Source organism: Cyanobium sp. Copco_Reservoir_LC18 (assembly GCF_009834675.1).
GTDB lineage: Bacteria > Cyanobacteriota > Cyanobacteriia > PCC-6307 > Cyanobiaceae > Cyanobium > Cyanobium minutissimum.
In genome coordinates this window covers 212577-238266 of the sequence record NZ_ASAC01000022.1, presented here as the reverse complement: position 1 = coordinate 238266, position 25690 = coordinate 212577, and the positions used below count along the sequence as shown (strand labels likewise).

The 25690-nt window shown below is 69.0% G+C and carries 29 protein-coding genes; 13 read left to right on the top strand and 16 right to left on the bottom strand.

Going from position 1 to position 25690, the window contains the following annotated elements:
• Positions 1-7: 7 nt before the first annotated feature.
• Positions 8-1207 (bottom strand): ABC transporter substrate-binding protein, encoded by a 1200-nt coding sequence (locus L107_RS12465; RefSeq protein ID WP_159819245.1) that lies wholly within the window; start codon positions 1205-1207, stop codon positions 8-10.
• Positions 1204-2559, bottom strand: a complete 1356-nt coding sequence (gene hemL / locus L107_RS12460; RefSeq protein ID WP_159819243.1) for a glutamate-1-semialdehyde 2,1-aminomutase — start codon at positions 2557-2559, stop codon at positions 1204-1206. The genes L107_RS12465 and hemL overlap by 4 nt, the downstream gene beginning before the upstream one ends.
• Positions 2560-2677: 118 nt before the next feature.
• Between hemL and L107_RS12455 the strand changes: the two genes are divergently transcribed.
• Complete coding sequence (locus L107_RS12455) at positions 2678-4159, top strand: FAD-linked oxidase C-terminal domain-containing protein (protein ID WP_370515490.1); 1482 nt, start codon at positions 2678-2680, stop codon at positions 4157-4159.
• A 52-nt stretch (positions 4160-4211) separates the two neighbouring features.
• On the top strand, positions 4212-4559 hold the full coding sequence (locus L107_RS12450) for a hypothetical protein (RefSeq protein WP_201295882.1): 348 nt from the start codon (positions 4212-4214) through the stop codon (positions 4557-4559).
• A 9-nt stretch (positions 4560-4568) separates the two neighbouring features.
• On the opposite strand, the gene chrA is transcribed toward L107_RS12450, so the two are convergent.
• Positions 4569-5885 carry a chromate efflux transporter gene (chrA, locus tag L107_RS12445; protein ID WP_236550673.1) on the bottom strand — a complete coding sequence of 439 codons (1317 nt, stop codon included), beginning with the start codon at positions 5883-5885 and terminating at the stop codon, positions 4569-4571.
• Between the two features lie 596 nt (positions 5886-6481).
• Here chrA and L107_RS16810 point away from each other — a divergent pair.
• Positions 6482-6610 carry a hypothetical protein gene (locus L107_RS16810; protein WP_255451615.1) on the top strand — a complete coding sequence of 43 codons (129 nt, stop codon included), beginning with the start codon at positions 6482-6484 and terminating at the stop codon, positions 6608-6610.
• Here L107_RS16810 and L107_RS16380 read toward each other — a convergent pair.
• From L107_RS16380 to L107_RS12435, 3 genes are all read right to left on the bottom strand, one after another.
• Complete coding sequence (locus tag L107_RS16380; RefSeq protein ID WP_201295881.1) at positions 6574-6813, bottom strand: hypothetical protein; 240 nt, start codon at positions 6811-6813, stop codon at positions 6574-6576. The two genes, L107_RS16810 and L107_RS16380, sit on opposite strands and share 37 nt — an antisense overlap.
• 184 nt (positions 6814-6997) lie before the next feature.
• Positions 6998-7534, bottom strand: a complete 537-nt coding sequence (locus tag L107_RS16375; protein ID WP_201295880.1) for an alpha/beta fold hydrolase — start codon at positions 7532-7534, stop codon at positions 6998-7000.
• A 2-nt stretch (positions 7535-7536) separates the two neighbouring features.
• Positions 7537-7992, bottom strand: coding sequence for a rhodanese-like domain-containing protein (locus L107_RS12435; protein WP_159819239.1), 456 nt, complete (start codon positions 7990-7992; stop codon positions 7537-7539).
• Positions 7993-8326: 334 nt separating this feature from the next.
• Between L107_RS12435 and L107_RS12430 the strand changes: the two genes are divergently transcribed.
• On the top strand, positions 8327-8680 hold the full coding sequence (locus tag L107_RS12430; protein ID WP_159819237.1) for a hypothetical protein: 354 nt from the start codon (positions 8327-8329) through the stop codon (positions 8678-8680).
• Here L107_RS12430 and L107_RS12425 read toward each other — a convergent pair.
• The 3 genes from L107_RS12425 to L107_RS12415 form a co-directional block, all read right to left on the bottom strand.
• Complete coding sequence (locus L107_RS12425; RefSeq protein ID WP_159819235.1) at positions 8677-9480, bottom strand: class II glutamine amidotransferase; 804 nt, start codon at positions 9478-9480, stop codon at positions 8677-8679. The two genes, L107_RS12430 and L107_RS12425, sit on opposite strands and share 4 nt — an antisense overlap.
• Before the next feature lie 50 nt (positions 9481-9530).
• The gene (locus tag L107_RS12420; protein WP_236550672.1) at positions 9531-10592 is read right to left on the bottom strand and encodes a sulfate ABC transporter substrate-binding protein; all 1062 of its coding nucleotides are present in this window, start codon (positions 10590-10592) and stop codon (positions 9531-9533) included.
• Between the two features lie 115 nt (positions 10593-10707).
• Positions 10708-11787, bottom strand: a complete 1080-nt coding sequence (locus L107_RS12415; RefSeq protein WP_236550671.1) for a sulfate ABC transporter substrate-binding protein — start codon at positions 11785-11787, stop codon at positions 10708-10710.
• Positions 11788-11931: 144 nt separating this feature from the next.
• On the opposite strand from L107_RS12415, the gene L107_RS12410 reads away from it, so the two are divergent.
• The 3 genes from L107_RS12410 to L107_RS12400 all read left to right on the top strand — a co-directional run bounded on the left by L107_RS12410 (position 11932) and on the right by L107_RS12400 (position 13367).
• Positions 11932-12363 carry an Rrf2 family transcriptional regulator gene (locus tag L107_RS12410; RefSeq protein ID WP_159819233.1) on the top strand — a complete coding sequence of 144 codons (432 nt, stop codon included), beginning with the start codon at positions 11932-11934 and terminating at the stop codon, positions 12361-12363.
• Between the two features lie 166 nt (positions 12364-12529).
• Complete coding sequence (locus L107_RS12405; RefSeq protein ID WP_159819231.1) at positions 12530-13081, top strand: Crp/Fnr family transcriptional regulator; 552 nt, start codon at positions 12530-12532, stop codon at positions 13079-13081.
• 91 nt (positions 13082-13172) lie between these two features.
• On the top strand, positions 13173-13367 hold the full coding sequence (locus L107_RS12400) for a hypothetical protein (RefSeq protein ID WP_159819229.1): 195 nt from the start codon (positions 13173-13175) through the stop codon (positions 13365-13367).
• Between the two features lie 13 nt (positions 13368-13380).
• On the opposite strand, the gene L107_RS12395 is transcribed toward L107_RS12400, so the two are convergent.
• Positions 13381-14403: a sulfate/molybdate ABC transporter ATP-binding protein gene (locus L107_RS12395; RefSeq protein ID WP_159819227.1), complete on the bottom strand. Its 1023-nt coding sequence runs from the start codon at positions 14401-14403 to the stop codon at positions 13381-13383.
• Between the two features lie 132 nt (positions 14404-14535).
• Between L107_RS12395 and cysT the strand changes: the two genes are divergently transcribed.
• The 3 genes from cysT to L107_RS12380 all read left to right on the top strand — a co-directional run bounded on the left by cysT (position 14536) and on the right by L107_RS12380 (position 17261).
• Positions 14536-15387, top strand: coding sequence for a sulfate ABC transporter permease subunit CysT (gene cysT / locus L107_RS12390; protein ID WP_159819225.1), 852 nt, complete (start codon positions 14536-14538; stop codon positions 15385-15387).
• Positions 15388-15423: 36 nt separating this feature from the next.
• The gene (gene cysW / locus L107_RS12385; protein ID WP_159819223.1) at positions 15424-16323 is read left to right on the top strand and encodes a sulfate ABC transporter permease subunit CysW; all 900 of its coding nucleotides are present in this window, start codon (positions 15424-15426) and stop codon (positions 16321-16323) included.
• 71 nt (positions 16324-16394) lie between these two features.
• Positions 16395-17261, top strand: a complete 867-nt coding sequence (locus L107_RS12380) for a glycosyltransferase family 25 protein (protein ID WP_159819221.1) — start codon at positions 16395-16397, stop codon at positions 17259-17261.
• On the opposite strand, the gene L107_RS12375 is transcribed toward L107_RS12380, so the two are convergent.
• From L107_RS12375 to L107_RS12360, 4 genes are read right to left on the bottom strand one after another with little or no spacing between them, the layout of a single operon-like run.
• Entirely contained in the window at positions 17208-18368 is a 1161-nt protein-coding gene (locus tag L107_RS12375) for a UDP-galactopyranose mutase (RefSeq protein WP_159819219.1), read from the bottom strand. The genes L107_RS12380 and L107_RS12375 overlap by 54 nt on opposite strands.
• A 21-nt stretch (positions 18369-18389) precedes the next feature.
• Positions 18390-19196: an inositol oxygenase family protein gene (locus tag L107_RS12370; protein ID WP_236550670.1), complete on the bottom strand. Its 807-nt coding sequence runs from the start codon at positions 19194-19196 to the stop codon at positions 18390-18392.
• A 29-nt stretch (positions 19197-19225) separates the two neighbouring features.
• On the bottom strand, positions 19226-20158 hold the full coding sequence (locus L107_RS12365; RefSeq protein WP_159819215.1) for a cation diffusion facilitator family transporter: 933 nt from the start codon (positions 20156-20158) through the stop codon (positions 19226-19228).
• A gap of 35 nt (positions 20159-20193) precedes the next feature.
• Entirely contained in the window at positions 20194-20406 is a 213-nt protein-coding gene (locus L107_RS12360) for an acetyltransferase (RefSeq protein WP_159819213.1), read from the bottom strand.
• A 117-nt stretch (positions 20407-20523) separates the two neighbouring features.
• On the opposite strand from L107_RS12360, the gene L107_RS12355 reads away from it, so the two are divergent.
• Complete coding sequence (locus L107_RS12355; protein WP_159819211.1) at positions 20524-21756, top strand: FAD/NAD(P)-binding oxidoreductase; 1233 nt, start codon at positions 20524-20526, stop codon at positions 21754-21756.
• On the opposite strand, the gene L107_RS17040 is transcribed toward L107_RS12355, so the two are convergent.
• Entirely contained in the window at positions 21734-21952 is a 219-nt protein-coding gene (locus L107_RS17040; protein WP_159819209.1) for a glycogen/starch/alpha-glucan phosphorylase, read from the bottom strand. The two genes, L107_RS12355 and L107_RS17040, sit on opposite strands and share 23 nt — an antisense overlap.
• 352 nt (positions 21953-22304) lie before the next feature.
• On the opposite strand from L107_RS17040, the gene L107_RS12345 reads away from it, so the two are divergent.
• A complete protein-coding gene (locus L107_RS12345) occupies positions 22305-24038 on the top strand; it encodes a pyruvate kinase (protein WP_159819207.1) in 1734 nt (577 codons plus the stop codon).
• 12 nt (positions 24039-24050) lie between these two features.
• On the opposite strand, the gene L107_RS12340 is transcribed toward L107_RS12345, so the two are convergent.
• Positions 24051-24338, bottom strand: a complete 288-nt coding sequence (locus L107_RS12340; RefSeq protein WP_370515489.1) for a hypothetical protein — start codon at positions 24336-24338, stop codon at positions 24051-24053.
• Positions 24339-24494: 156 nt separating this feature from the next.
• Here L107_RS12340 and corA point away from each other — a divergent pair, with 156 nt between their 5' ends.
• Positions 24495-25595 (top strand): magnesium/cobalt transporter CorA, encoded by a 1101-nt coding sequence (gene corA, locus L107_RS12335; protein WP_236550669.1) that lies wholly within the window; start codon positions 24495-24497, stop codon positions 25593-25595.
• Positions 25596-25690 lie beyond the last annotated feature (95 nt).

The following is a 25690-nucleotide window of genomic DNA, read 5'->3' as shown; positions in this document are numbered from 1 at the left end:
CCGGCGCCTACTTGAGAAGGGCGAAGCGTCCGCTGCGCCCGCCCGGATCCATGCGCACCTGGGCCACGAAGAACTGGCTCTGGATCACCTCTCCCTCCGGGGTGAAGCGGATCTCCCCCAGGGGGGTGGCATAGGTGCCGGCCAGGATCTCCTCCATCAGCGCCTTGCGCGCCGCCGTCAGGGTGGCCCCCTTCAGGGGCTGGCGTTTGTCCAGCCGCACCAGGGCCTCGCCGATCACCTGCAGGGCCGTGTAGGCCTGGGCGGTGAGCTGGGGCGGGATGGCGCCGCCCTTGGCCGCCTGGAAGGCCTTGAGGAAGGCCGTGTTGGCGGGGGTGTCCAGCTCGGGGCTGTAGGCCTGGGCGATCAGCAGCCCGTCGCAGTACTTCTGGCAGATGGGATAGATGTTGGGGGTGTTCATGCCGTTGCCGGCCACGATCAGACCCCGGTAACCCAGCTCCCGCAGCTGGCGGATCAGGTTGCCGCCGTCCACCGCCTGGAGCGACAGCACGATCAGGTCGGGCTGCTCCCGCAGGGCGGCGCTGATCTGGTTCTGGAAGTCCTGGTCGTTGAGCTGGGTGCGCTGCACCGTCACCGGATCGAGACCCTTCTCCTTGAGGGCCTTCTGGAAGATGGTGGTCTCGGCGGTGCTGTAGGCGTCGTCCTGGGCGTAGAACACCGCCGCCCGCTTCAGGCCCGGCTGGATCTTCAGGGCCCGCTCGATGGCCAGGGGTGCGATCACCGAGCTCTGGGCCGAGACCCGGCTGATGAAGAAGCCGATCTCCGGGATGCCGGTGGCGGTGTTGGAGGGGGCCACCACCGGCACGCCGCGGCGCTGGGCGATCGGGTCGGCGGAGAAGGCCTGCTGGGAGAGGGTGGGGCCGACCAGGGCCAGCACGCCCCGGTTGATCTGCAGGGTGAAGGCCGCATTCGCCCCGGGTTCGTCGCTGCCACTGTCCTCCAGGGCCAGCTTCAGGGGCTGGCCGTTGATGCCCCCGTTGCCGTTGCGGTGCTGCAGGGCCAGCTCCAGGCCGATCTTCTGGTCCTGGCCGTAGACGTTGGCGTTGCCGGTGAGGGCGAGCACCGCCCCCACCGGCACCCCGCCGGCCAGATCAACCGGCTGACTGCCGGGGTCGGAGCTGCAGCCCGCCACCAGCAGGCCGAGGGTCAGCAGCCCGGTGCCGACCTGCAGCAGACGGCCGACCCTCACGCCAGCGAGAGAAAGACGTCGCGGAAGGCGTCGATGGTGGCGTCGATGTCGGCGTCGCTGTGGGCCAGGGAGGTGAAGCCGGCCTCGAAGGCGCTCGGTGCCAGGTAGACGCCGCGTTCGAGCATGCCGCGGTGCAGGCGGCCGAAGCGCACCGTGTCGGCGGCCTTGGCCTGCTCGAAGTTGTGCACCGGCCCCTCGCAGAGGAAGAAGCCGAACATGGCGCTGATGCTGCCGCCGCAGAAGGGAAGGCCCGCCTCGGCGGCGGCGGCGCGGACGCCGTCGATGAGCCGCTTGGTGATGGACTCCAGCCGCTCGTAGGTGCCGGGCTGGCTGAGCAGCTGCAGGGTCTTGATGCCGGCGGTCATGGCCAGGGGATTGCCGCTCAGGGTGCCGGCCTGGTACATGGGGCCGGCGGGCGCCACCATCGCCATGATGTCGGCCCGGCCGCCGTAGGCCCCCACCGGCAGGCCGCCGCCGATCACCTTGCCCATGGTGGTGAGGTCCGGGGTGACCCCGAAGCGGGCCTGGGCGCCGCCGTAGCTGATGCGGAAGCCGGTCATCACCTCGTCGAACACCAGCAGGGCACCGTTCTCCTTGGTGAGTTCCCGCAGGCCCTCGAGGAAGCCGGGTTCGGGGGTGATGAAGCCGGCATTGCCCACCACCGGCTCGAGGATCACCCCGGCGATCTCACCGGGGTTGTTGGCGAACAGCTGCTTGACCGACTCCAGGCAGTTGTAGGGGGCGGTGAGGGTGCCGGCCGTGACGGCGCGGGGCACACCGGGGGAGTCGGGCAGGCCGAGGGTGGCCACCCCGGAGCCCGCCTTCACCAGGAACATGTCGGCGTGGCCGTGGTAGCAGCCCTCGAACTTGATCACCTTCTCCCGGCCGGTGAAGGCGCGCATCAGCCGCAGCACGGCCATGCAGGCCTCGGTGCCGGAATTGACGAAGCGCACCATCTCCACCGACGGCACGGCGGCGATGACCAGTTCGGCCAGCTCGTTCTCGAGCACGCAGGGGGCGCCGAAGCTGGTGCCCTTCTCCAGGGCCTGGTGCAGGGCGGCGATCACCTCGGGATGGCTGTGGCCGCAGATGGCGGGGCCCCAGCTGCCGACGTAGTCGATGTAGCGGTTGCCGTCGACGTCCCAGGCGTAGGCGCCCTTGACCCGGTCGAAGACGATCGGCTGACCGCCCACCGACTTGAAGGCCCGCACCGGGGAACTGACGCCCCCGGGCATGAGTGTCTGGGCGGCGGCGAAGATCTCCTCGGATCGGGTGGTGAGGAGGGAAGGGGCCGAGGCGGGCGCTGAAGGGGAGGCCGAACTCAAGGCGGGATCCGCGGAAGGTGGACGCATTCGTTTCCCATCCTGACCCAGAAGGGTGCCCAGGTGCCGGGCGTCGGTAAGTTCGGAAGCAATGGCACCCCCTTCCCCGGCCCACCGGAACCCATCCGTGACGATCGACTGGGCCGCGATGGAGCGTGACTGCCGCGCCCTGCTGCCGGCCCGGGCCGTGGTGGCGGCGCCCCAGGAGCTGCTGGCCTACGACTGCGACGGCCTCACCCTGCACCGGGCCCAGCCACCGCTGGTGGTGCTGCCCGAGACCACCGAGCAGGTGGCCGCCATCCTGCGGCTCTGCCACCGCCGCGGCGTGCCCTTCCTGGCCCGCGGCAGCGGCACCGGCCTCTCAGGCGGCGCCCTGGCGGAGAACGGCGCGCTGGTGATCGCCACCAGCCGCATGCGCTCGATCCTGGACGTGGATCTGGCCAACCGCCGCATCACCGTGCAGCCGGGGGTGATCAACGGCTGGGTCACCCGGGCGGTGGCCGGCGACGGCTTCTACTACGCCCCGGATCCCTCCAGCCAGGTGGTGTGCTCGATCGGTGGCAACGTGGCCGAGAACTCCGGTGGTGTGCACTGCCTCAAGTACGGCGTCACCAGCAACCACGTGCTGGAGATGGAGGTGGTGCTCCCCGACGGCACGGTCACAACCCTGGGCAGCGGCCTGGCCGAGACCCCCGAGCTGGATCTGCGCGGGGTGTTCATCGGCAGCGAGGGCACCCTCGGCATCGCCACCGCCATCACCCTGCGGCTGCTGCGGGCCCCCCAGAGCGTGGCCGTGCTGCTGGCCGACTTCACGGCCATGGAGGCCGCCGGTGAGGCGGTGCGGCTGGTCACCGCCGCCGGGGTGCTGCCCGCCGGGATGGAGATCATGGACAACTTCACCATCAATGCCGTCGACGATCTGTTCGGCCGCGACGAGTACCCCCGCGATGCGGCCGCGGTGCTGCTGATCGAACTGGACGGCCAGGAGCGGGAGGTGGCCGCCGCCGTGGAGATCGCCGGTGAGCTCTGCCGCCGGGCCGGTGCCCGCACGATCCGGCGCGCCTCCAGCGAGGCCGACCGGGCCCTGCTGTGGAAGGGGCGCAAGTCCGCCTTCGCCGCCGTCGGCCGCATCACCCCCACCTATTACGTGCAGGACGGCGTCGTGCCCCGCAGCGCCCTGCCTTCGGTGCTGGCGGCGATCGAGGAGCTCAGCCGCCGCTACGACCTGCCGGTGGCCAACGTGTTCCATGCCGGCGACGGCAATCTCCACCCCCTGATCCTGTACCGGGCCGATGAACCCGGCGTGACCGACCGGGTTCAGGAGCTGGGGGCCGACATCCTGCGCCTCTGCATCCAGGCGGGCGGCAGCATCACCGGCGAGCACGGGGTGGGCAGCGACAAGCGCTGCTACCTCGACTGGATGTTCGCCCCCGACGACCTGGCCACCATGCGCCTGGTGCGGGAGGCCTTCGACCCGGCGGGCCTGGCCAACCCCGGCAAGATCTTCCCCACCCCGCGCAGCTGCGGCGAATCGGCCCGGCGCCAGGCGTCGACGCTCAGCGTGCGCCTCGACGCCCTCCCCGCCGGTGGTGTTCAGCCGCCGAGCCTGGAGCCCCTCGACGTCTTCTGAGACCGGCCGATGGGCCGGTTCTACGTTGGGGAACCTTCTCCCCTGGCGCTCCATGCTGATCCGCCCGATGGCCCGTCTGGGCGCCGCCGCAAGTGTCGCGATGGGGATTACCGCCGGTGTCACGGTGGGCGCCGCTGTCGGCATCACAGGCGGTCTGCTGGGCGCCACCCCCGTCCTCGCCCAGTCCCCGGTCGTCAACCTGGTGGCCAAGAAGGTGATCGAGCGGTACCAGACCTCCAGCTGCGACCAGCTCTGGGCCGCCCGCAGCGAGCGGCGTGGGTCCCAGGAGCAGCGCGTGCTCGACATGCTCAACGACGATCCCCAGCTGCGTCAGGGCTTCATCGACCAGGTGGCCGGCCCGGTGATGAACAAGCTGTTCGTCTGCGGCCTGCTTCCCTGAGCGCCGGCCTCAGCCCCCCCCACTGAGCCACCAGCGCCCCAGGCCCACCGCGGTGGCGGCGCCGATCACCGGCAAGGCTCCGAGTCCCCGGCTCAGCAGCACCACGGCCACCACCAGCACCAGCACCGCGCCGCCGTCGAGGGCGCCCCCCGGAGCCAGGGCCGGGCCGGCCAGGTAGAGCGCCAGGCTCACGATCACCCCGACCACGGCGGCGGTGATGGCGGTGAGGGGCGCGCCGATCCGCAGGTCCTCGCGGCTTGCCTCCACCAGGGGGCCGCCGGCAAGGATGAACAGGAAGGACGGGAGGAAGGTGAACCAGACCACCACCAGGGCGGCCACCACGCCGGCCGCCAGGGTGCCGCTGCCGTTCCAGCCCCCCATGAAGCCCACGAAGGCCACCACCATGATCAGCGGCCCCGGCGTGGTCTCGCCGAGGGCCAGGCCGTCCACCATCTGGGCGGCGTCCAGCCAGCCGTAGGTCTCCACCGCCCCCTGGGCCACGAAGGGGAGAACGGCATAGGCGCCGCCGAAGCTGACCAGGGCCACCTTGAAGAAGAACCGGGCCATGGTGGCCAGCTGGCCGTCCCAGCCCCCCGCCAGCGTCAGCAGGGCCAGGGGCAGCCCGAGGGCCGTGCCGCCCCCGAGCAGGGTGAGGCCGAGGCCGGGCCAGCGGAAGCGGGCGTGGGCGGGGGTGGGTGTGTCGTCGCCGTGCAGGGCGGCCTCCGGGGGTGGGGCAGCACCGGAGGCGACGGAGGTGCGTGGCGCGGGGCCCCGGAACAGGGCCGGCTGCAGCCGACCGCCGATCCAGCCCACCAGGGCCGTGGCGATGATCAGGGCCGGGTAGGGCACCCGGCCCACGGCCAGGGCCAGGCAGGCCGCCGCCGCGATCAGCGCCAGGGCGGGGTTGTGCAGCGTGCGCCGCCCCAGCCGCCAGGCCGCCTGGAGCACGATGCCGAGCACCGCCGGTTTGAGCGCCCAGAACACCGCCGCCAGCACCGGCAGCTGGCCCCAGAGGGCGTAGATCGCGGAGAGGCTCAGCAGCAACGCCACTGAGGGCAGCAGGAACAGGCCACCGGCGACCAGGGCACCCCCCAGGCCGTGCATCAGCCAGCCCAGGTAGGTGGCCAGCTGGGTGGCCTCCGGACCCGGCAGCAGCATGCAGTAGTTGAGCGCATGCAGGAAGCGACGCTCCGACAGCCAGCGCCGGCGCTCCACCAGCTCGGCATGCAGCAGCGCGATCTGGCCGGCCGGCCCGCCGAAGCTGACCAGCCCCAGCCGCAGCCAGAAACGGGCGGCCGTGGTGAGGCTGAACGGATCCTTCAGCACCGATCGGCACCGCGAAGGGTCACAACTTAGTCAGCGGGCTGTCACGGCGCGCCGCCGAGCGGATGTGTTTCCAGTTACATCCCGCCCATCGATGGGCAGCAGGATGGACGGAAAGGTTTGGCGATGGCAAGGAGTGATGGTCCCAGCTCCAAAGCCGGCGAAAGGCCCGGTGAACGGGCTGGCGGATGGAAGCTGCAGAAGCCGCCGGCCGAGCCCGTCCGTGGGGGTTCCCTCTTCAGTCCGTGGACGAACTGGCGGGCTTGGATGGTGATGCTGGCGGGTGTGCTTGTCGGCCAGGTGATTGGCTTCTCCCCCCAGTTGTTCGTTCTCATCGCGGCGTTCTGTCTGCTTTGTGGCTGGCTGTTCGATCGATGATCCAGGCCCACATCTCGCTGTGGTGAGAGTGACGTTCCCCTCGCTCGATTGTCGGTAGGACGATGTTGTCGCTAACCACCATTCGTGTCACAGTCTTTCTTCGCACACGGTTCCCCTGAGGCGCCCATCGTCCTTCCCGAGAGCCTCCCTCCGGTGCCCAACAACTTCGGCCCGACCCTGCTCCTGGCCTGGGTCTGCTGACGGCCCCACTGCTGATCGGGATGCCACTGCTTGTCCTGGGCCTGGCCCTGCTGCGCTCCGCCGATGGAACCCCGGCGCTGCCGTCCCTCTCCCGTTCGCTGGCCCGCTGGCGTCAGGCCAGTGACTGGCGCAGGATCGACGCCAGCTGATCCTGTTCCGTCAGGAAGCCGTCGTGGCCGTGGTGGCTGTCGATCGCGCTGAAGCGGACGGGCCCATCGATCGCCCGGGCCAGCTCCCGCTGGCTGTGGGGCGGGAAGAGCCGGTCGGAGTTCACCGACACCACGTGGGCGGGGGCGCTGATCCGGGCCAGGGCCGGCCATGGCCTGGGTGAGAACGAGGTAGCTGTTGGCATCGAACCGCTCCAGGAACCCGCCACCTTCCTCGACGCCACCTTCCTCGACGCCACCGTCCTCGATGCCCCCGTAGGTGAGCCGGGCGATGGTCCGGGCCCGGGCCAGCCCCGCCCGGGGCCCGCCGCCGGGATGGTCGTAGTAGTCGCCACCCAGAAAGGCCGGGTCCCGCTGGATGGCGTCGATCTAGCTGCGGTGGCAGGCGTTGGTCCGCTCGGAGCAGCGGGCTGTCGTGGCCAGCAGGACCAGCCGCTCCAGCCGGCCGGGATGGGCGATCGCCCACTCCATGGCGCGCATGCCGCCCATGGAGCCCCCGATCAACGCGTGCCAACGGTGGATCTGGAGCCTGTCGCTGAAGGCGACCTCCGCCTCCACCTGGTCGCGGATCGTGAGCGCGGGGAAACGGCTCCCCCACGGCCTGCCGTCGGGGGCCGGGCTGCCGGGGCCGGTGCTGCCCTGGCAGCCCCCCAGCACGTTCGGACAGACGACGAAGAACCGGTCAGTGTCGATCGCCCGGCCCGGGCCGGCGGCGTGGCTGTCGCCGCTGAATCCATTCAGGAGCAGCACCCCGTTGCTGCGGGCGGCATCGGGCCTCCCCCAGCTCTCGTGGGCCATGGTGATCGGCCCCAGGGTGTCCCCGGATTCCAGCCGCAACGGCTGCTCGCCGAACAGCTCGACGGGTTGCCGATGGCCGCGGCGAGGGTGCGTGCGGGTGGTCGTCAAGGTCAGGCCTCCTGCGGCGAGGCCGGGCGAAGCAGGCGGCTCGGGCGGAGCCCCGAGATCCCCCGGAAAAGCTGGGGCCACCCCTGGCGTTGCCGTCCGGTCACGGGCAGGTGCTGGTGTTGCCAGGCCCCGAAGCCGCCGGCGAGATGGCGGATGCGGCGGGCATGGCCCTGCGCCTGGAGATGGTCGATCGTCGTGGCCGAATGCTGGGTGCTGTCGCCCACCAGGATCAGGTCACCATCGGGGAGCTCGCCACTGATCAGCCAGCCGCTGGGAATGTTGTGACTCCCGGGAACATGGCTGTGGCGATAGCGGCTCCTGGCGCGAAGATCGATGATCAGTGTCGGTGCCTCCGGGCCGTTGGGGCCTGAGCCTGCCAGCAGGCGCAGGAGTTGCCGGGGGGAGAGGAGATCATCGGAAAGGTTTGTGGATTCTTCTTTGTGGATGGCGGTTGCCATGGGGATCCTTGCTGCGGTGCCCCAATCTTCAGGCCCGAAGGCCTTAACTACGGTAATCCGGGCAACAAACCGTTAAAATCAGTCTTTCCGTCAGATCGTTGCACCGATGCGATCCAGGAAGCCCTTCCCGTGCGCCGCCCATGAAAAAGGATCCTGCTGTTCGGCAGGATCCCTGAAGTCCCTTACTCGCACTCCTTCGGAGCACCCCCACATGGTGCGCCTGTCCTGTCGCTTCGGTCGTGGTTGTGAACACATCGCCGAAGGCCTGAGCACACAGGCTCTCCCCAAGATGCCGGTCATGCTGCAGGCGAAAAGGACCCTTCCTCCATTCCGTATGGGCTATCACCACGACCACGATGGCCTCCGGGACCGTCAGGACTCCCTCTGCGATCGGGAGTTCCTCACCCGTGCCGAGCGCCAGGATCTTCAGCCCCTGGAGGTGCGCCGCCTGCTCTGGGAAGGAGCCACCCTGGTGCAGCGAAAGCATCCCCTCGGCGATGCCCTCCAGGGTGCTGTCCAGCTGGAGGCGGAGATGGAGCCGGACCGGATCCGCGCCCTGCTGCCCGATCTGGCCTGGCCCCTGATCTGCATCGGTCGGGGCAGTGGGGGCCCGATCCAGGCGTCAGCCGTTCAGCTGGCGGAGGACCTGCTCAACCTGGGTTATCGGCATGTCTTCTGCCTGGCTTAGTCGATGGGGGCGACGGGCGCTGCTGGGGGCTGGTGCCGCACCACCTCTCCCCCCACCAGCAGGACAGCCTCGCCGGCCTGAAGCGGCAGCCATTCCTCATCCCTGGTCAGCGGTTCGGTGCTGACGATCGTCACGACGTCATCGACGCCGGCCAGTTCGGTGAAGTCGACGCTCAGGTCGTCGTCGGCCAGGGTGGCCCGGCCGAACGGGGCCCGGCGGGTGATGCGGTGCAGGCGGGTGCTGGCATGGGCGAACAGCCAGCTGCCGTTGCTGATCAGACAGTTGAAGGTGCCCTGCTGCTCCAGCTGCCGGGAGCACTGCACCAGCGTGTCGAAGATGCCGTCCAGGTCCGCCGGATCGGCACCGGCGGCGTTCAGTTGCTCCAGGATCCAGCAGAAGGCCACTTCGCTGTCGGTGGTTCCCTCCGGAACGAACAGCCCGGTCGGCGGCAGCGGCCCCAGCAGGTTGCCGTTGTGGGCGAACACCCATTCACGCCCTTGCCAGCGCCGGTGGAAGGGGTGGCAGTTCTCCAGCGCCACCACCCCCTGGGTCGCCTTGCGGATGTGGGCGATCGAGCAGTGGGCGCGCAGATCCAGGCTGGCCACCCGGGCGGCGATCGGCGAGAAGGCGGCCGGGGCGTCCTCCCGATACAGATGCACCCCGCGGCCATCGGGATCGAAGCTGGCCACCCCCCAGCCGTCCCCGTGGCAGCCGGTGGCGCCCCCCCGGCGGGTGAGGCCGTGGAAGGAGAAGCGCATGTCGGTGGGGGTGTTGGCGCTGAGGGCCAGCAGTTCACACATCACCCGAGGTGCACCGAGGCCCCCATTGTCCCCGTCCGGGCTCTTCCCGCTCAGCGGGAGCTGCTGAACAGCTGGTCCCAGACCCCGTTCTTGCCGAAGAAGGTGTCGTTGATCTGCTTCCAGCCGCCGAAGTCGCCGGCCGAGAACAGCTGCTTCACCGGGGCGAAGCGGCCCTTCACCCGGCTCCAGACCCCGGGGTTGACGGGACGGAAGCCCTCCTCGGCGAAGATCTCCTGGGCCGGCTCACTCTGCAGGTAGGCGGCCAGGGCCTCGGCGGCCTTGCGGGTGCCCTTGCGATCCACGTTGCGGTCCACGACGGTCACCGGGCCCTCGATGCGGATGTTGACCTCGGGAACGATGAAGGGTGCCTTGAGGTCGCCGCTGCGCTTGGCCAGGATCGCCTCGTTCTCGTAGTTCAGCAGCACGTCGCCCTGGCCGCGCTTGAGGAACACGTCACTGGCCTCGCGGGCGTCCTTGGGCAGGTTGTCCACGTTTCGGTAGACGGAACTCACGTAGGCCTTGGCCTGGGCCTCGCTGCCGCCGGTCTGGCTGATCGAGCCCCACAGCCCCAGGAAGTTCCAGCGGGCGCCGCCGGAGGTCTTGGGATTGGCCGTCACCACAGTGACGCCGGGCTTGGCCAGGTCGGCCCAGCTCCGCACCCCCTTGGGGTTGCCGTCGCGGGTCACGAAGGCCACCACCGAGTGGGTGATGATCGCGCCGCCGGGCAGGTCGTTTTCCCACCCCGGCTGCACCAGGCCCGCTTCCTGGAGCTTGAGCACGTCACCGGCCAGGGCGAGGGTGGCCACGTCGGCATCGAGGCCGTCGATGATCGCCCGGGTCTGGGAGCCGGAGCCGCCATAGCTGGTCTTGACGTTGATGGCCTGACCGGTTCTGGCCTTCCAGTCGGCTTCGAACTTGGGCAGGATCCGGTCGTAGGCCCCCTTGGTCACGGCGTAGCTCACCAGCAGCAGCTCCTGGGGAGCGCCGTTGGCGCCCGCACCGGCACCGCCGCCAGCCTCGGGCCGGGGGCTGCAGCCGGTCAGGGCCAGGCCCCCCAGCAGGAGGCCGGTGATGGCGAGGGGGGCGGCGGAGCGGGGGAAGGGGTAAGCCACGGTTCACTGATCGACAATCCGGCAGAGCATACACCGGTATCCCGATCGGCTATCAAGCGCCCCCTGTTCCTATGGCCTCCGCCCCCTCCCACTCACCAGAGGGCCAGTTCTTGGATCAGCGGGACTTCGAGAAGATCGAATCCCAGAGCCCTCCCTTGCCGAAGAACCGCTTGTTGATGGTGTCCCAGCCGCCGAAGTCCCGGGCGGTGAACAGCTTCGAGACCGGAGCGAATCGGGATCGTGTCTCCGCCTTCACCTTGGCGTTGACGGGTCGGAATCCTTCCTCGGCAAAGGCCCGCTGGGCCGGTTCGCTGTACAGGTACCTGGCGAAAGCCTCGGCCACCCGGCGGGTTCCCTTGCGGTCCACGTTCCTGTCGACCACCGCGATCGGCCCTTCGATCAGGATGTTGGTGCGGGGAACGATGAAGGGGGTCGTCCAGGTGCCGCTCTTCCTGGCCAGGATGGCCTCGTTCTCATAGTTCAGCAGCACATCCCCCTGGCCCCGCTTGACGAAGACGTCGGTGGCCTCCCGGGCATCCTTGGGCAGGGTGTCCACGTTGCGGTACACGTTGGTCACGAAGGAGCGGGCCCTGGCCTCATTGCCGCCGGTTTCCGTCACCGAACCCCACAGCCCCAGGAAGTTCCAGCGGGCGCCGCCGGAGGTCTTGGGATTGGCGGTGATCACCTCCACATTCTTGTTGTCGAGATCGTTCCAGGTGCGGATCTTCTTCGGATTTCCGGGCCGCACGAAGAACGCCACCACCGAGTTGGTGATGATGCTGTTGTTGGGGTTCTCCTTCTCCCAGCCGGGACGGATCAGCCCGGCCTCCTGGAGCTTGAGGGTGTCGGCCGCCAGGGCCAGGCCCACCACATCCGCCGCCAGGCCGTCGATCACCGCCCGGGTCTGGGAGCCGGAGCCGCCGTAGCTGGTGCGGATGACGACGTTCTGGCCCGTCCGCTTCTTCCAGTCGGCTGTGAACCGGGGAATGATCTTGTCGTAAGCCGCCTTGGTGACGGCATAGGACACGAGCAGCAGTTCCTGTCGTGGCGCCGGTTGCTGCGCCTGGGCGTTCAGGGGCAGCAGGGTGCCGGAACCCCCCAGGGCGACGGCGACGGCCAGGGGGGCGGCCACCAGGCCGGGAAGCCACGGGCGGCGGGCGGCGGGCTGAAGGGGCGAGGAGAACGGATGAAGCACGGTTGACCGATGGGCGAACTGGAGAAAGTTATCCCTGTCGCTTGCCGGGCGATGTAGGGCGGATGACACCGGGCGGAGGTCCGGTGGGTGCCAGGCGCCAGGGCCTGGGCTGCCACAATCCCCGTAAATCGACCGGGGAATCCCTTGGCCTTCAGCGCGAAAACGGGATACGGCCTCGTCTCCCTGATGGAGCTGGCCGCCATCCATTCCCGCGGCGGCGTGCTGCAGGTGGCGGAGATCGCCCAGCGCCAGGGCATCCCCGACCGCTATCTGGAGCAGATGCTCGCCAGCCTGCGCCGGGGCCAGATCCTGCGCAGCATCCGCGGCCCCAGGGGGGGCTACCAGCTGGCGCGGCCGCCGGCCGAGATCCGGGTCGATGACGTGGTGAGCTGCCTGGAGGGGGATGCCACCCCGCGCGCCGGCAGCGAGGGCGCCACGCCCGAATTCGAGGTGCTGGGCCGGCTGGAGGAGCGGCTCGAAGAGGCCCGCCGCGGCATCCTCTCGGGCACCACCCTGCAGGACCTGCTGGACCAGCGGGACCACCTGGCCCAGGCCCAGGCGATGTATTTCATCTGAGCGGACCGTTAAATAGACCACATCGCCGATGGGGAATGTGAGGTATGGTTCTGGGGTCCCCGCAGGCTCCCCATGTGCTGTTGTCGGCGAATGCCTGTCGCCAGCCGAAGGCTGGCTGTCCGCCCTGCCCTGAACCCCCCGATCCCATCGCTTTCCGCCTGCGGCCATGACCACCTCACGCACGCCCCAGACCCTCCGCCTCACGCTCCTGCCCCATGACGTCCTGCCCGACGGACTGCACTGGAAGATCCAGGACGGCTACATCCGCACCGCCTCCCACGACGAGGAGGGTGAATCCTTCACCCTCGGCCTCTGGGGACCGGGTGACTGGGTGACGAACGCCTACTCCACCCTGCGTCCGGTGGAGATCCAGTGCCTGTCCACGGTGGTGGTGGAGCAGGGCCATCCCAGCGAGGCCGAGATCCTGGCCTTCCTGCATCACCAGATCCGCAACACCGAAGAGCTGTTCGAGATCAACCGGGTCCGCGGTGCCGACTCCCGGCTGCTGCGGCTGCTGCGCTGGATCGGCCTCCGCTTCGGGCAGGTGAGCAGCCGCGGCTATCGCCTCTCCCTGCGGGACATGAACCTCACCCATCAGGCCCTGGCGGAGATCTGCGGCCTCACCAGGGTGACGGTCACCAAGACCCTCAACCATTTCAAGCGCCTCGGCCTGCTGCATCAGGTGAGCGACACCGACCTGATGGTCAGCATCCCCTGAGCGCACCGACGCTTCTCAGCACCGACTGATCAGCGCCGAATTCTCGGCGCCCCATGTTCAGCGTCCTTTCTGCTCAACAACACCCACCGTCATGGCCGCCCAGTACTTCCGCTCCAGGCTCAATGAGCCCCATCCCCAGCGCTTCACCCTCGTCTTCCGCAACGGAGAGCTGCTGCGCCACCAGGATCCCCTGGCCGTGGCCCAGTACCTCGCCGACGCCCGCCTGGCGGAGGTTCATTCTGAACCTTCTCGGCGCCGCGCCGCCGCCGCCGCCACGGTCGACTGATCAGGTCGACTGATCAGATCGAGTAGTCCGGCTGGAAGGCGTGGGCCTGGCGGCTGATCACATGCAGTCGGTCGCCGGGCTTGAGGTTGGCGTAGTCCACCTCTTCCCGGGGGAACTGGGCCACCACCACCTCCTCGGAATCGAGCACCAGTTCCGCCTGCAGGTCGCGGCCCATGTGGGTGAGGCGCCGCAGGCGGGCCGGCACGGTGCCCGGCTGGGGGGTGGCATGCACCTGGACATGGTGGGGGCGCACGAAGATCCGGCCCTCCGCCGGCAGCGCCGGGGCCGCATCGCGCCGCACCGGCAGCGAGCCGCTGGGCAGTTCGTTGACGGCGCCCACGAAGCTCATCACGAACGGGGAGGCGGGATGGTCGTAGATCTCCGCCGGGGAACCGATCTGCTCCACCCGGCCTTCGTTCATCACCACGATCCGATCGGCCACCTCCATGGCCTCCTCCTGGTCGTGGGTGACGATCACGGTGGTGACGTGCATTTCGTCGTGGAGGTTGCGCAGCCAGGCGCGCAGTTCCTTGCGCACCTTGGCATCGAGGGCGCTGAAGGGCTCGTCGAGCAACAGCACCCGGGGCTGCACCGCCAGGGCGCGGGCCAGGGCCACCCGCTGGCGCTGCCCGCCGGAGAGCTGGGAGGGGTAGCGGTTGCCGTAGCCCCGCAGGTGCACCAGGTCGAGCAGTTCGTCGACCCGCCGGCGGATCGCCTCGGGCTTCCAGCGGCGCAGTTCCAGGCCGAAGGCCACATTGCGACGCACGTTGCGGTGCTTGAACAGGGCGAAATGCTGGAACACGAAGCCCACCTGGCGCTCCTGCACCGTCCGTGCGGTGGCCTCCTCTCCGGTGATCCAGATGCGGCCGGCATCGGCCTCCTCGAGCCCGGCGATCAGGCGCAGCAGGGTGCTCTTGCCCGAGCCGGAGGGGCCGAGCAGGGCCACCAGGGAGCCGGTCTCCACGTCGACGCTGACGTCGTCGACGGCGCGGAAGTCGCCGAAATTCTTGCTGACGTTGGCGACGCGGATGCCCATGGAAACGGCCTGGGTGGCAGGGAGAACCTGACTATACCGGTAAGCGCACCGTCAAACCGTCCTTTAGTCTGACGCGGTCGTCGCGCCCCGCGCCGTCCCGCTCCACCCCCGCGCCCCCCGTCCCCTGTCCCGATGACCCCCGCCCTCCTGCGCCGCTGGCGCCCGCCGGCCCTGGCGCTGCCCAGCTGGCCCTGGCGCATCACCTGGACCTACCTGGGCCTGATCCTGTTCCTGCCCCTGGGGGCCATGCTGCTCCGGGCCGCCGAGGTGGGACCCGCCGGTTTCTGGCAGATGGCCACCACGCCGGAGGCCATCGCCACCTACAAGGTCAGCTTCGGCCTGGCCCTGGTGGCCAGCGTGATCAACGGCGTCTTCGGGCTGGTGGTGGCCTGGGCGCTGGTGCGCTGCCGCTTTCCGGGCCAGCGCCTGCTCGATGCCCTGATCGATCTGCCCTTCGCCCTGCCCACCGCCGTCGCCGGCCTGGCTCTCACGGCGGTGTACAGCACCAACGGCTGGCTGGGCCAGCCGCTCCACGAGGCCTTCGGCCTCAAGGTGGCCTTCGCCGCTCCGGGGGTGACGGTGGCGATGGTGTTCATCTCCCTGCCCTTCGTGGTGCGCACCGTGGAGCCCGTGCTGCGTTCCCTCGAGAAGGAGCAGGAGGAGGCCTCCTGGTGTCTGGGGGCCACGCCGCTCCAGACCACCCTGCGGGTGGTGCTGCCCCAGCTCCTGCCGGCGATCCTCGGCGGGGTGGCCCAGGGCTACAGCCGGGCAGTGGGGGAGTACGGCTCGGTGGTGATGATCTCCAGCAACGTGCCGTTCCGGGATCTGATCACCCCCACCCTGATTATCCAGAAGCTGGAGGAATACGACTTCGATGCCGCCACCGTGATCGGCGCGGTGATGCTGATCTTCTCCCTGCTGAGCCTGCTCGTCATCAACCTGCTGCAGGTGTGGGGCCAGCGCTATCAGGGCGATGCGGCCTGATTTCCCTCCAGTTTCCGTTGTGTTGATTCCTTCGCCATGACCATCGTTGTTCCCACCCTGGAGAGCCCCAGGCCCACTCCCGCTCCAGGCAGGCGATCGCGCCGCCAGGGCCTGGATCTGCCGGCGATCCTGATTCCCCTGATCGCCTGCGTCTACGTGGGGGTGGTGATCCTGCTGCCGGCCGTGAGCGTGGTGGCTTCCGCCTTCGCCAAGGGGCTGGGCCCCTTCCTGGAGAACTTCCAGTCCCACGAACTGATCTCGGCCCTGCGCCTCACCCTGTTCGCCACCGCCGTGGCGGTGCCCTGCAACGTCATCTTCGGCCTGGCCGCGGCCACCGCCATCGCCCGTCGCCAGTTCCGGGGCAAGGCCCTGCTGCTCAGCGTCATCGACCTGCCCTTCTCGATCTCACCGGTGGTGGTGGGCCTGATGCTGGTGCTGCTCTACAGCCCCAGCCACGGCCTGCTGGGGGGCGTCATCGAGAGCCTGGGCTGGAAGATCATCTTCTCCTGGCCCGGCATCGTGCTGGCCACGATCATCGTCACCTTCCCCTTCATGGCCCGGGAGGTGATTCCCCTGCTGGAGGAGGAGGGCTGGGAGCAGGAGGAGGCCGCCCGCACCCTGGGCGCCACCAACTGGCAGGTGTTCTGGAAGGTGACCCTCCCCTCGGTGCGCTGGGCCGCCCTCTACGGCCTGATCCTCACCACGGCCCGGGCCCTGGGCGAATTCGGCGCCGTCGCGGTGGTCAGCGGCAACATCGAGGGCCTCACCCAGACCCTGCCACTGTTCGTCGAGGACGCCTACAAGAACTACCAGACCGAGCTGGCCTTCGGGGCGGCGATGGTGCTGGGGGGCGTGGCGATCGTGTCGCTGCTGCTCAAGCTCCTGGTGGAGCAGCTGCTGGAGCAGGACAAGCGGGCGGCCAGGATCGAGCCCTGAGCCCCACCGGCCTGATTCGGGCGGGGCACGGGGCGGTTCCCTAGCGTTCGCTCCTGCAGGGAGCGACAGCCATGGGGCCTTGGCAGGCGTTTCTGGAGGCCCCCGCCTTCTGCATCAATCTGGAGCGCCGTCCCGATCGCCGCGACGGACTGCTTCAGCGGCTGGGGGCGGCGGGATTCCCGCGGGTCTCGATCTGGCCCGCCGTGGATGCCCGTTCGGAGGATCTGGAGACCCTGTTCGAGCGCCATGGCCTGGGCAGGCCGATCGACGTCGATCGCTTCATGGCCCGGCGGGGCTCCCAGGGGTCCCTGCTCTCCCACCTGGGCCTGCTGGCCCATGCCATCGAGCGGGACCTGCCGTTGGTTCACATCTTCGAGGACGATGTGTTCTTCCCGCCCATCTGGGCGACCCAGGCCAGGGCCTTCCATGCCGCCACCCCTGCCGACTGGGACCTGCTGTTTCTCGGCTCCCAGATCCTCTACAGGCATCTGCCCACCCCCAGTGTCTTTCGTTTCCTCGATCGCCATCCCCGCCTGAGGTCGCTCTCAGGCCGGGTGGTCTCCAGGCCGACGCGGATCCTGCAGGACATCGTGACCTGCCCGCTCTACTGCACCCATGCCTATTCCCTCACCCAGGCCGGATGCCGCCGGCTCTATGGCTGGCTCACCGGTCAGCCGGTGGTGTATGGGTATGACTACATGATCTGCGACGGGATGCGGCAATCCCCCCGGGTCAGTTCCATTCCCCTGAAGTGGTATGCCTGGAACAGCCTGCGGCTGTGTCCCGATCCGGCCGGCCGCGGCAGCGATCCCGCCATCATTCAGCGCAACCGGGGCCTGGTGTTCCAGCTGGAGGAGGAGGGACCGGGTGTGGTCGGCGACAAGCTATGGGAGGCTGAGGCGAAAGGCCTCGGGGAAGATGGGCCTGGGCTCCCCTGAAGCGATCGCGGCGATGAAGTCCCGTGCCAGGGAGAGCGATTCGGCGATCACCTGGTGCATGTCCATGTACTTGTAGAGCCCCAGCCGGCCCAGGAAGCTGGTCCTTTCCGTCTGCAGGCAATCGCCCAGGTAGCCCTGCAGCAGGGCCTTGTCGGCCGCCAGGCGCTTGGGATAATAGGGCTCATCCTCGGTGCCCGTTTCCTTGCTGTATTCGGTGAACACGATCGTTTTCTCGTGGTGCTTCCAGTATTCGTAATGCTTGTGCTCCCTGCGGCGGGTGAAGGCCACATCCAGGGAGGGAAAGTTGATGCCGGGATGGCCCAGGGCATCTCCGGTTTCGATCTGCCGTTCCCAGAACACCGTGCGATAGCCCAGCCGCCCGCGCCGGTGGCCGAAGAAGCCATCGAGGGGGCCCGAGTAGAAGACATGGTCATAGGCCTGGCCATCGGAGGGTTGCCAGCGGTGGTTGAGCGTCAGGGAGATGCGCGGATGGTCGAGGAGTCGCTCGAAGATGGCGGTGTAGCCCTCTCTGGGAATGCCCTGGTAGATCGAGGCGTAATAGTTGTCGTTGTAGTTGAACCGCAACGGCAATCGCTTCAGCACGGAGGCCGGGATCTGCTCAGGCTCGCAGCCCCAGTGTTTCTTCGTGTAGCCATGGAAGAACGCCCGGTAAAGCTCATCGCCCATGAAGTGCAGTGCCTGCTCTTCGAAGTTCCGGGGCTGCGCGATGTCATGGCGCCGGATGGAATCGACAAATTGCCGGGCTTCTGAAGGCGAGAATTTCTTACCGAAATATTGGTTGATGGTGTGCAGGTTGACGGGTAGGCTGAAGATGCCCTTGTCGATGCTGGCCTTGGGACGGTTGATGAACGGCATCATCTCCGTGAAGCGTTGCACGTAGTTCCATACCTGCCGATCGCTGGTGTGAAAGATGTGGGCTCCGTAGGTATGCACGGTGATGCCGGTCTCCGGTTCCCTGTGCGTGTGGCAGTTGCCGCCGATGTGATCCCTGGCATCGACCACATCGATGGAGTGGTCGGTGTGATCGGCAAGCTCCCTGGCCAGCACGGCACCGGCGAAGCCGGATCCAACGACAAGAAAGCGCATGACGGCAACGCTGCGAAGTGATCAGAAAAGGATGCGATCGGGGAGTCTCGATTCGATGAAATCTCGGTAGTCGTCCAGCCGGGTTGCGGGTCTGATGTCGATGGATTTGGAGGCCGTGTCGTAGTGGCGGAAGCGCTTCATGATGCCGTTGAAGTGCTGTTCATCGCTGGCATTCATGTAGTCGACGGGGTGGGTGTCCTTGAGGCCGTGGTATCGGATCGTCCAGCTGAGATGGGGCGGCAGAAAGGAGCGGAACCGCAGGTAGCCGAATTCGCAGTGGTTCCACTGGCAGATGTGATGGTCGAGGCCTGTCCTGGCCCTCGGCGTGAGGATGGCATTGGTGCCCACCACGTTGGCCGGGTCTTCACCGGTGAGCAGCAGCAGCTTGCCGAGGTCGTGCAGGAAGGCCAGCAGCAGCAGGTCGTCGTCGAGCACGCCGTCGCCGACCATCGCCTCGATCACCTGCAGGCTGTGGGTCAGCTGGCTGGCGCAGCCCAGGCGGTTGTCGGTGGGATCCAGGCACTCCCCCAGCATCCGCAACAGATCCATCGGCCGGAGGCTGCCGAGGACCGGCGTCCGATACCGGTCGTTGAGGGCCTCCACATCGGCGATCGTCTGCTGGTCATGGCGATCCAGGATCTGCCGCTGCAGGGTCCGCTGGCGCTCGGCGGCCCGGTGGGCGGGCGAGTCGGGGGGATCGAGCTTCACGAGGCCGAGGCCCGCTGCGGCCAGCCCCTTCTCCAGCCCGCGCCGGGCCCGTCCCTTGAGCCTGGGCACCAGGTGACGGGGCAGCACGTGGCGGGGCAGCAGTGAAGGCGAGAACCGCAAGGCGTCCGCCGCCAAAGGCTGGATCCAGCCTATCGGGGCCCGTGGGCCGCGTCCGGCGCACAGCTCCCGGGCGCCTCGATCTGGAGGGTGCTGTGGCTGATGCCCAGCTGGGCGAGCCGCTGCCGGGCCAGAGACAGCAGGTCTCCATCGAGCGGCCCGTGGCCGGAGCCCACGAGATGGGCGGTGAGGGCGGCGCGGGAGGTGCTCATGCCCCAGACGTGCAGATGGTGGACGTCCTCCACACCGGGGAGGGCACGCAGGGCCGCCTCCACCGCGGCCAGGTCGATGCCCCGCGGCACGGCGTCGAGGCTGGCGCTGAGGGCCTCCACCAGCAGTTCCCAGCCGCTCCAGGCCACCGCCAGCCCCACGCCGATGGCCGTGGCCGCATCCAGCCACATCCAGCCCACCAGCCCCACCAGCACGGCGCTGATCAGCACCGCGGCCGAGACGGCGGCATCGGTGAGCAGGTGCACCACCGCCGCCCGCCGGTTGAGATCGTGGTGGTGGCCGCTGCCGAACAGCCGGGCCGAGAGCAGGTTGACCACGATGCCGGCCGCCGCCGCCCAGGCCACCGGGCCGCTCACCACCGGCACCGGATCCAGCAGCCGCTGCACCCCCTCGACGATCACCACCCCGGCCGCCATCAGGATCAGGGCCGCGTTCATCAGCGAGGCCAGCTGGGTGCTGCGGCCGAAGCCGTAGGTGAAGCGGGCCGAGGCCGGCCGGGCGCTGAGCCGTTCGGCCCCCCAGCCGAACAGCAGGCCGGCCACGTCGCCCAGGTTGTGGATGGCGTCACCGATCAGGGCCAGGGAGCCGAAGCCGATGCCGATCGCCAGCTGCAGCCCCGAGAGGGCGCTGTTGAGCAGCACCCCCCAGAAGAAGGCCCGGGGCGAGCCCTGCCGGTGGGGATGCTCGTGGCCGTGCTGGTGTTGGAGCTCGTGCTGGTGGGAGTGGGACGCCATGGAGGGGTCCTAGCAGCGCTGGCGTGGGCTGGCCTTCAGCCCTGGTAGTGGGAATCGAGCCAGCAGCGGGGCAGGGCCTCCCCGGAGGGAAAGAGCAGCTCGGATTTGGCGTATTCCTGGGGATCCTGCATCTCCTCGCCGCCATGGAGACGGCCCTGGACCTGGGTGTCGAACGGGTTGAACAACTGCTTGACATTCAGCACCTCCACGAGGCTGGCGTCGTCGTTGTGGCGTACCTTCAGAAACATCGCCCTGCTCCGGTTCCCGATCTCTTCAGTCTGCTGGCGCCTCGGTGCCACGAAGAATCAGGACCGTAACGATTCCCCTCACCGTTGCCGGGCCCTCCGCGTCTGAATTCCCGTTCCATGGCCCATCACCAGATCCTGATCGTCGGCGGAGGGGCTGCGGGCCTCACCGTGGCCAGCCAGCTCACGCGAGCCCGGCCCGGTCTGGAGATCGCCATCCTGGAGCCCTCCGCTGACCACTACTACCAACCCGGCTGGACCCTGGTGGGCGCCGGCGTCTTCAGCCTCGAGCAGACGCGCCGCGCCGAGGCCGACCTGATCCCTGAGGGGGTGCGCTGGATCCGCGCCGCCGCCGCCGGCTTCGATCCGGTGGCCGGCACCGTGACCAGCAGCGACGGCGAAACGCTCCACTACGACGCCCTGGTGGTGGCCACCGGCATCAAGCTCTGCTGGGACCGGATCAAGGGGCTGCCGGAGGCCCTCGGCAGCCAGGGCATCACCAGCAACTATTCCAAGGATCTTGTTGATTACACCTGGCAGACGATCCAGGCCTTCTCCGGCGGCAACGCGATCTTCACCTTCCCCGACACACCGATCAAGTGCGCCGGGGCGCCCCAGAAGATCATGTACCTGGCCGACGACGTCTTCAAGCGCTCGCCGGCTGTCGCGGCGGCCACCCGGGTGATCTACGCCACCGCCACCCCGGGGATCTTCGCCATTCCCAGCTTCGCCGAACCCCTGCGCCAGGTGGTGGCCCGCCGCGGCATCGAGCCCCACTACCTGCACACCCTCAAGGAGGTGCGCGCCGCCAGCAAGGAGGCGGTGTTCGCCGTCAAGGACGGCGACACGGTGCGCGAAGAGGTGCTTCCCTTCGGGATGCTGCACGTCACCCCGCCGATGGCGGCTCCGGATGTGGTGGCCACCAGCCCCCTGGCGGTGGCCGGACCGGGGGGCTGGGTGGACGTGGACAAGTTCACCACCCAGCACGTGCGCCATCCCAACGTCTTCTCCCTCGGCGATGTGTCCTCGCTGCCCAACTCCAAGACCGCCGCGGCGGTGCGGGGCCAGGCGCCGGTGCTGGTGGCCAACCTGCTGGCCCACCTCGATGGCCAGCCCCTGGCCGCCCGCTACGACGGCTACGCCTGCTGCCCTCTGATCACCGGCTACGGGCGCGTGATCATGGCCGAGTTCAACTACGACGCCCAGCCCGTTCCCTCCTTCCCCCTCGATCCCACCCAGGAGCGCTGGAGCATGTGGGTGATGAAGAAGGACGTGCTGCCCTGGATCTACTGGAACCGCATGCTCAAGGGAGCCCCGCACGAGCGGCGCTTCATGCCGGGGGCGGCGGGCTGACGCTTCGGCCGCGGAGGCTCACCGGAGAGGGCGTCCCGTTCCGGATCGTCGGGGCGTTCTCGCCGATGGCGCCATCGAGGGCGCCGATGGTACGAGCGCCGTTCATCATGCGTTTCCAATTGCCGGTGCCGGAGGCCTCGAGGCCCGCCCGACAGCGGGTCATCAGCCGGTCGCGCACGGCGTAGCTGGGCGCCATGGAGAGGTCGTGGCGGTCGGCTTTCTGCGCACGCCTCCCAGGGAGTGGAGCAGGTGCTCGACCAGGCCGTCGAGCAGATCCGGCGCCCTCAGGCCCTTTGCGCTGGGGATCGCCGTAGGCGCCGGTTTCGGGGCGACCCATCTCGGTGGCCAGGGTGATTGTGATGTCGGATCGTCGCGAACACCATCCGATCCTCAACAGGGATGGTGAACACCAGGGGGAGGCGGAAATCCCTGCACCTTGGGAAGATGGAGGGGCCTGCCCAGCTCCCATCCCCGACCCTGCAGCCCAGTCCGGGGATGCCCCCGCCTCGCTGTCCCCTCCCGGCGCGTCCAGGCGGCGGCAGGGGCCGGTGCTGGTCGAGGTCCTCGGCCCACCTTCTCCACAGCGGCGCACGGAGCCGGGCGGTCCGGATCCCCCGCCCGCCCCGGACAACTGGCTGCTCGATACGTTGCAGGGCCTCAAGGCCGTGCTGAAGAGCATCGAACGGGAGCAGGCCGGTTGCCTGGAGGCCATCCATCCCCACCACCAGGCCGGTGCCCGCAACCTGCTGCACGTCATCGCCTTCCACGACCATGTCCATCCCGGCCTGGCCGAGGCCCTGCGGCAACGGGGTCTCGGCCCTCTCGGCGAAGGCGACCCCCAGCTGCTCGCCACCCTGGAGGCGGTGATCACCGCCCTCGAAGCGATCGAGGGGCCAGGCCCCAAGGGGGCGACGGCCCCGGGAGACCCGGCCGGCCCCCCTGGCCTGGCCGGCCCGGACCGGCGGGCGCCGCACGGCGATCCGCACCTCGGAGCGCTGGCCGCCGCGGGGGGAGCCGGACGCCTGGTGACCCTGCCGGCGGAGGCGGTCGAGCGGCCGGCCCTGATCGCCGAACTCCTGGCAGCGGGGATGGCCATCGCCCGCATCGACTGCGAGCACGGCAACCCCGCGGTGTGGGGCCGGATGGTGGAGGCGCTCCGCCAGGCCCGGGTGGCGACCGGTCGCCCCTGCGCGATCGCCATGGCCCTTGCCGGCCCGACGCTGCGCATCGGCCTGCTGGCCCCCCAGCCGGCGGTGATCCGCGCCCGGCCCCCCCGTGACCGGATGGGTCGCCCCACCCAGCCGGTGCGGATCCTGGCGGTGCCACCGGGATCCAGGCCCGCGCCGCAGGACCCTGAGCTGGTGCTGCTGCCGGCGCGCCTCTCGAAGATGAAGCGGTTCAAGGCCGGGGCTCGCCTGCGGGGGCGGGATGCTTCCGGCCGCCGGCGGACCCTCACCGTGGTGCGTCGTGGCCCCGATGGGGTGCTGCTGCGGGCCGACAGGACCTGTCGTTTCGTCGCCGGCCTGGTGTTCCGCCAGCGCCGCGGCAAAGCCCGTCTTGAGGTGGGTCCGCTGCCCCTTGTCGGTGGTGAACGGCTGCTGCGGCACGGCGACACCATCCGGCTCACGGCGCAGCCGGACCGGGGCGCCGGCACCCTTCCCTGCACGCTGCCTGAGGTGTTGCCTGATTTCCGCCCAGGCGAACGGGTGCTCTTCGGCGATGGCCGCAGCGGCGGGGTGATCCGAGCGGTGTCTCCCCGGCAGGTGGTGCTCGAGGTCACCACCGCCCGGGCCAGGGGCAGCCGGCTGCGCTCCGGCATGGCTATGCATGTCCCCGACAGCGACCTGCGCTCGCCGACGCTCACCGCCAGGCACATCGACGACCTGGCGTTCGTGATCCGGCACGCCGACATGATCATCTGTGCCTGCGTGCACAGGGAGTCCGACCTCCACACCCTGCGCCGGCGTCTGGAGGAGCGGGGCGGGGGGGATCTGGCGATGGTGCTGACGATCAGCACCCGCCAGGCTCTCCTGAACCTGCCGCAGCTGCTGCTCGCGGCCATGGCCCACGGCGCGCCGGTGGGGGTGTTGCTCGCCCGGGACGATCTGGCGATCACGTGCGGGTGGGAGGAGCTGGCTCCGATTCAGGAGGAGGTCCTGCGGATCTGCGCGGCGGCGCACGTGCCCTGCCTCCAGGCGAGGGACCGGCGGGACCGCTGCCAGTCGCCTCGCACCGGCCTCGACATGCGGAGCCAGGGTGTGACAGGGGTGCCGCTGCCGTGAAGCTCCAGACGATCAGCCTTTGGTGTTGTCGAACAGGGAATCGCGGGTGAACTTGAGGTTTTTCCAGATCTTCTTGATGCTGGCGTAGGCCTCGTCCTGGCTCATCTTTCCATTGGCCTGAAGACCGACGATCAGACCGACCTGGTCGGCGAAAGTCTCCAGGTTCTGATGAAACACCAGCCGCTCGGGACTCCAGTCGCTGCCCCGATAGCTGCCATGGGCCTCCATGGGGGATCGGACATCCTTCTGCTGCTGGCCGAGATCGGGATTGGAGGGTCCCGTGGAGGGCTGGTTCGTCAACGCACGGACATCATCAGGGGATGACCCTAGCGGGGTTCCATTAAGGCCCCGTAAAGACCTGCGGCCAGCCACGTTGGACGGTCCCATGGACGGTGCCGTTGGCGATACCCCCGGACGGACGGTTGCGGTTGAATCGTGCCAACAACCGGTACGCCCGTGCTGCGACTCACTCCGGGGGCACTCGATTCCCAGCGACTCGACCAGCGCCCGGCGGGCCTGCCCACCCACCTCTACGTCCATGGCGGGCTCGGGCCCACCCGTGCCGATGCGGTGGTCTGCCTCGCCTCCGGGCCGGTGCGAACGACCGCCGGCGACATCGACCGTCTGGTCGCCCTGCGCAAGGCGGGAACGCCGCTGTGGCTGCGCCTGCAGGGGCTCGGCGACCGTCGCTTCATTCTGGAACTCCTCGATCGCCTCGAGGTGCCGGCGGTGCTGCGCGGCCCCCTGCTGGAGGTGCCCCAGCGGCCCCAGGTCAACGGGCTGGAGGACCTGGTGCTGGTGGTGCTGCACCGGCTCAGCTTCGCCAAGGACCCGGCCCATCTCGTCAGCGAGCAGGTGGCCCTGGTGCTGCTGCCCGGGTTGCTGATCACCCTGGAGGAAGGCGGCGGCGGCGATCCCTTCCCTGAACTCACTGATTGGCTGCTCTCCCAGTCAGGGTCCCTGGCGGACCGGGACCTGGACGACATCCTCCACTTCCTGATCGACGACCTGCTCGATGACCTGTTCCCGATGCTGGAGGCCATGTCCCAGCGGCTGGATGCCCTGGAGGAATCCTCCCTGCGCAATCCCCGGCCATTGATCCTGCGCCGCTCCTACGAATTCCGCAGCAACCTGCGGATCATCCGCACCATGATCTGGCCCCTGCGCCACCAGATCCGGCTGCTGCTGCGTCAGCGGCAGAGGCTGCTGGGCACCGAGGCCCTGGAGGGCTTCCGGGACATGGCCGAACTGGTGGATCAGCTGTTCGAAGCCTGCGGGTCCCTCCGCAGCCAGTGCGATGCCATCACCCAGTCCTTCGCCGCCAGCGTGGGCAACCGGATGAACCAGGTGATGAAGACCCTCACCATCCTCACCAGCATCTTCGCGCCGCTCACGTTCATCGTCGGCATCTACGGCATGAACTTCGAGTACATGCCCGAGCTCAAGTGGCGCCATGGTTACGCCTTCGTCATGCTGCTGATGCTGCTGATCGCCACGCTCCAGGCCTGGTGGCTGTGGCGGCGGGGCTGGTTCCAGGACTGGACGGGGCAGGGCTGATGGCCCTGGAACGTCTCCCCTGCAGGGTGGCTGTCGCGGTCGCAGCCACAATCTCCCCTTAACCCAACCCCCGGTCTTCGTGGTGCAGGATCGGC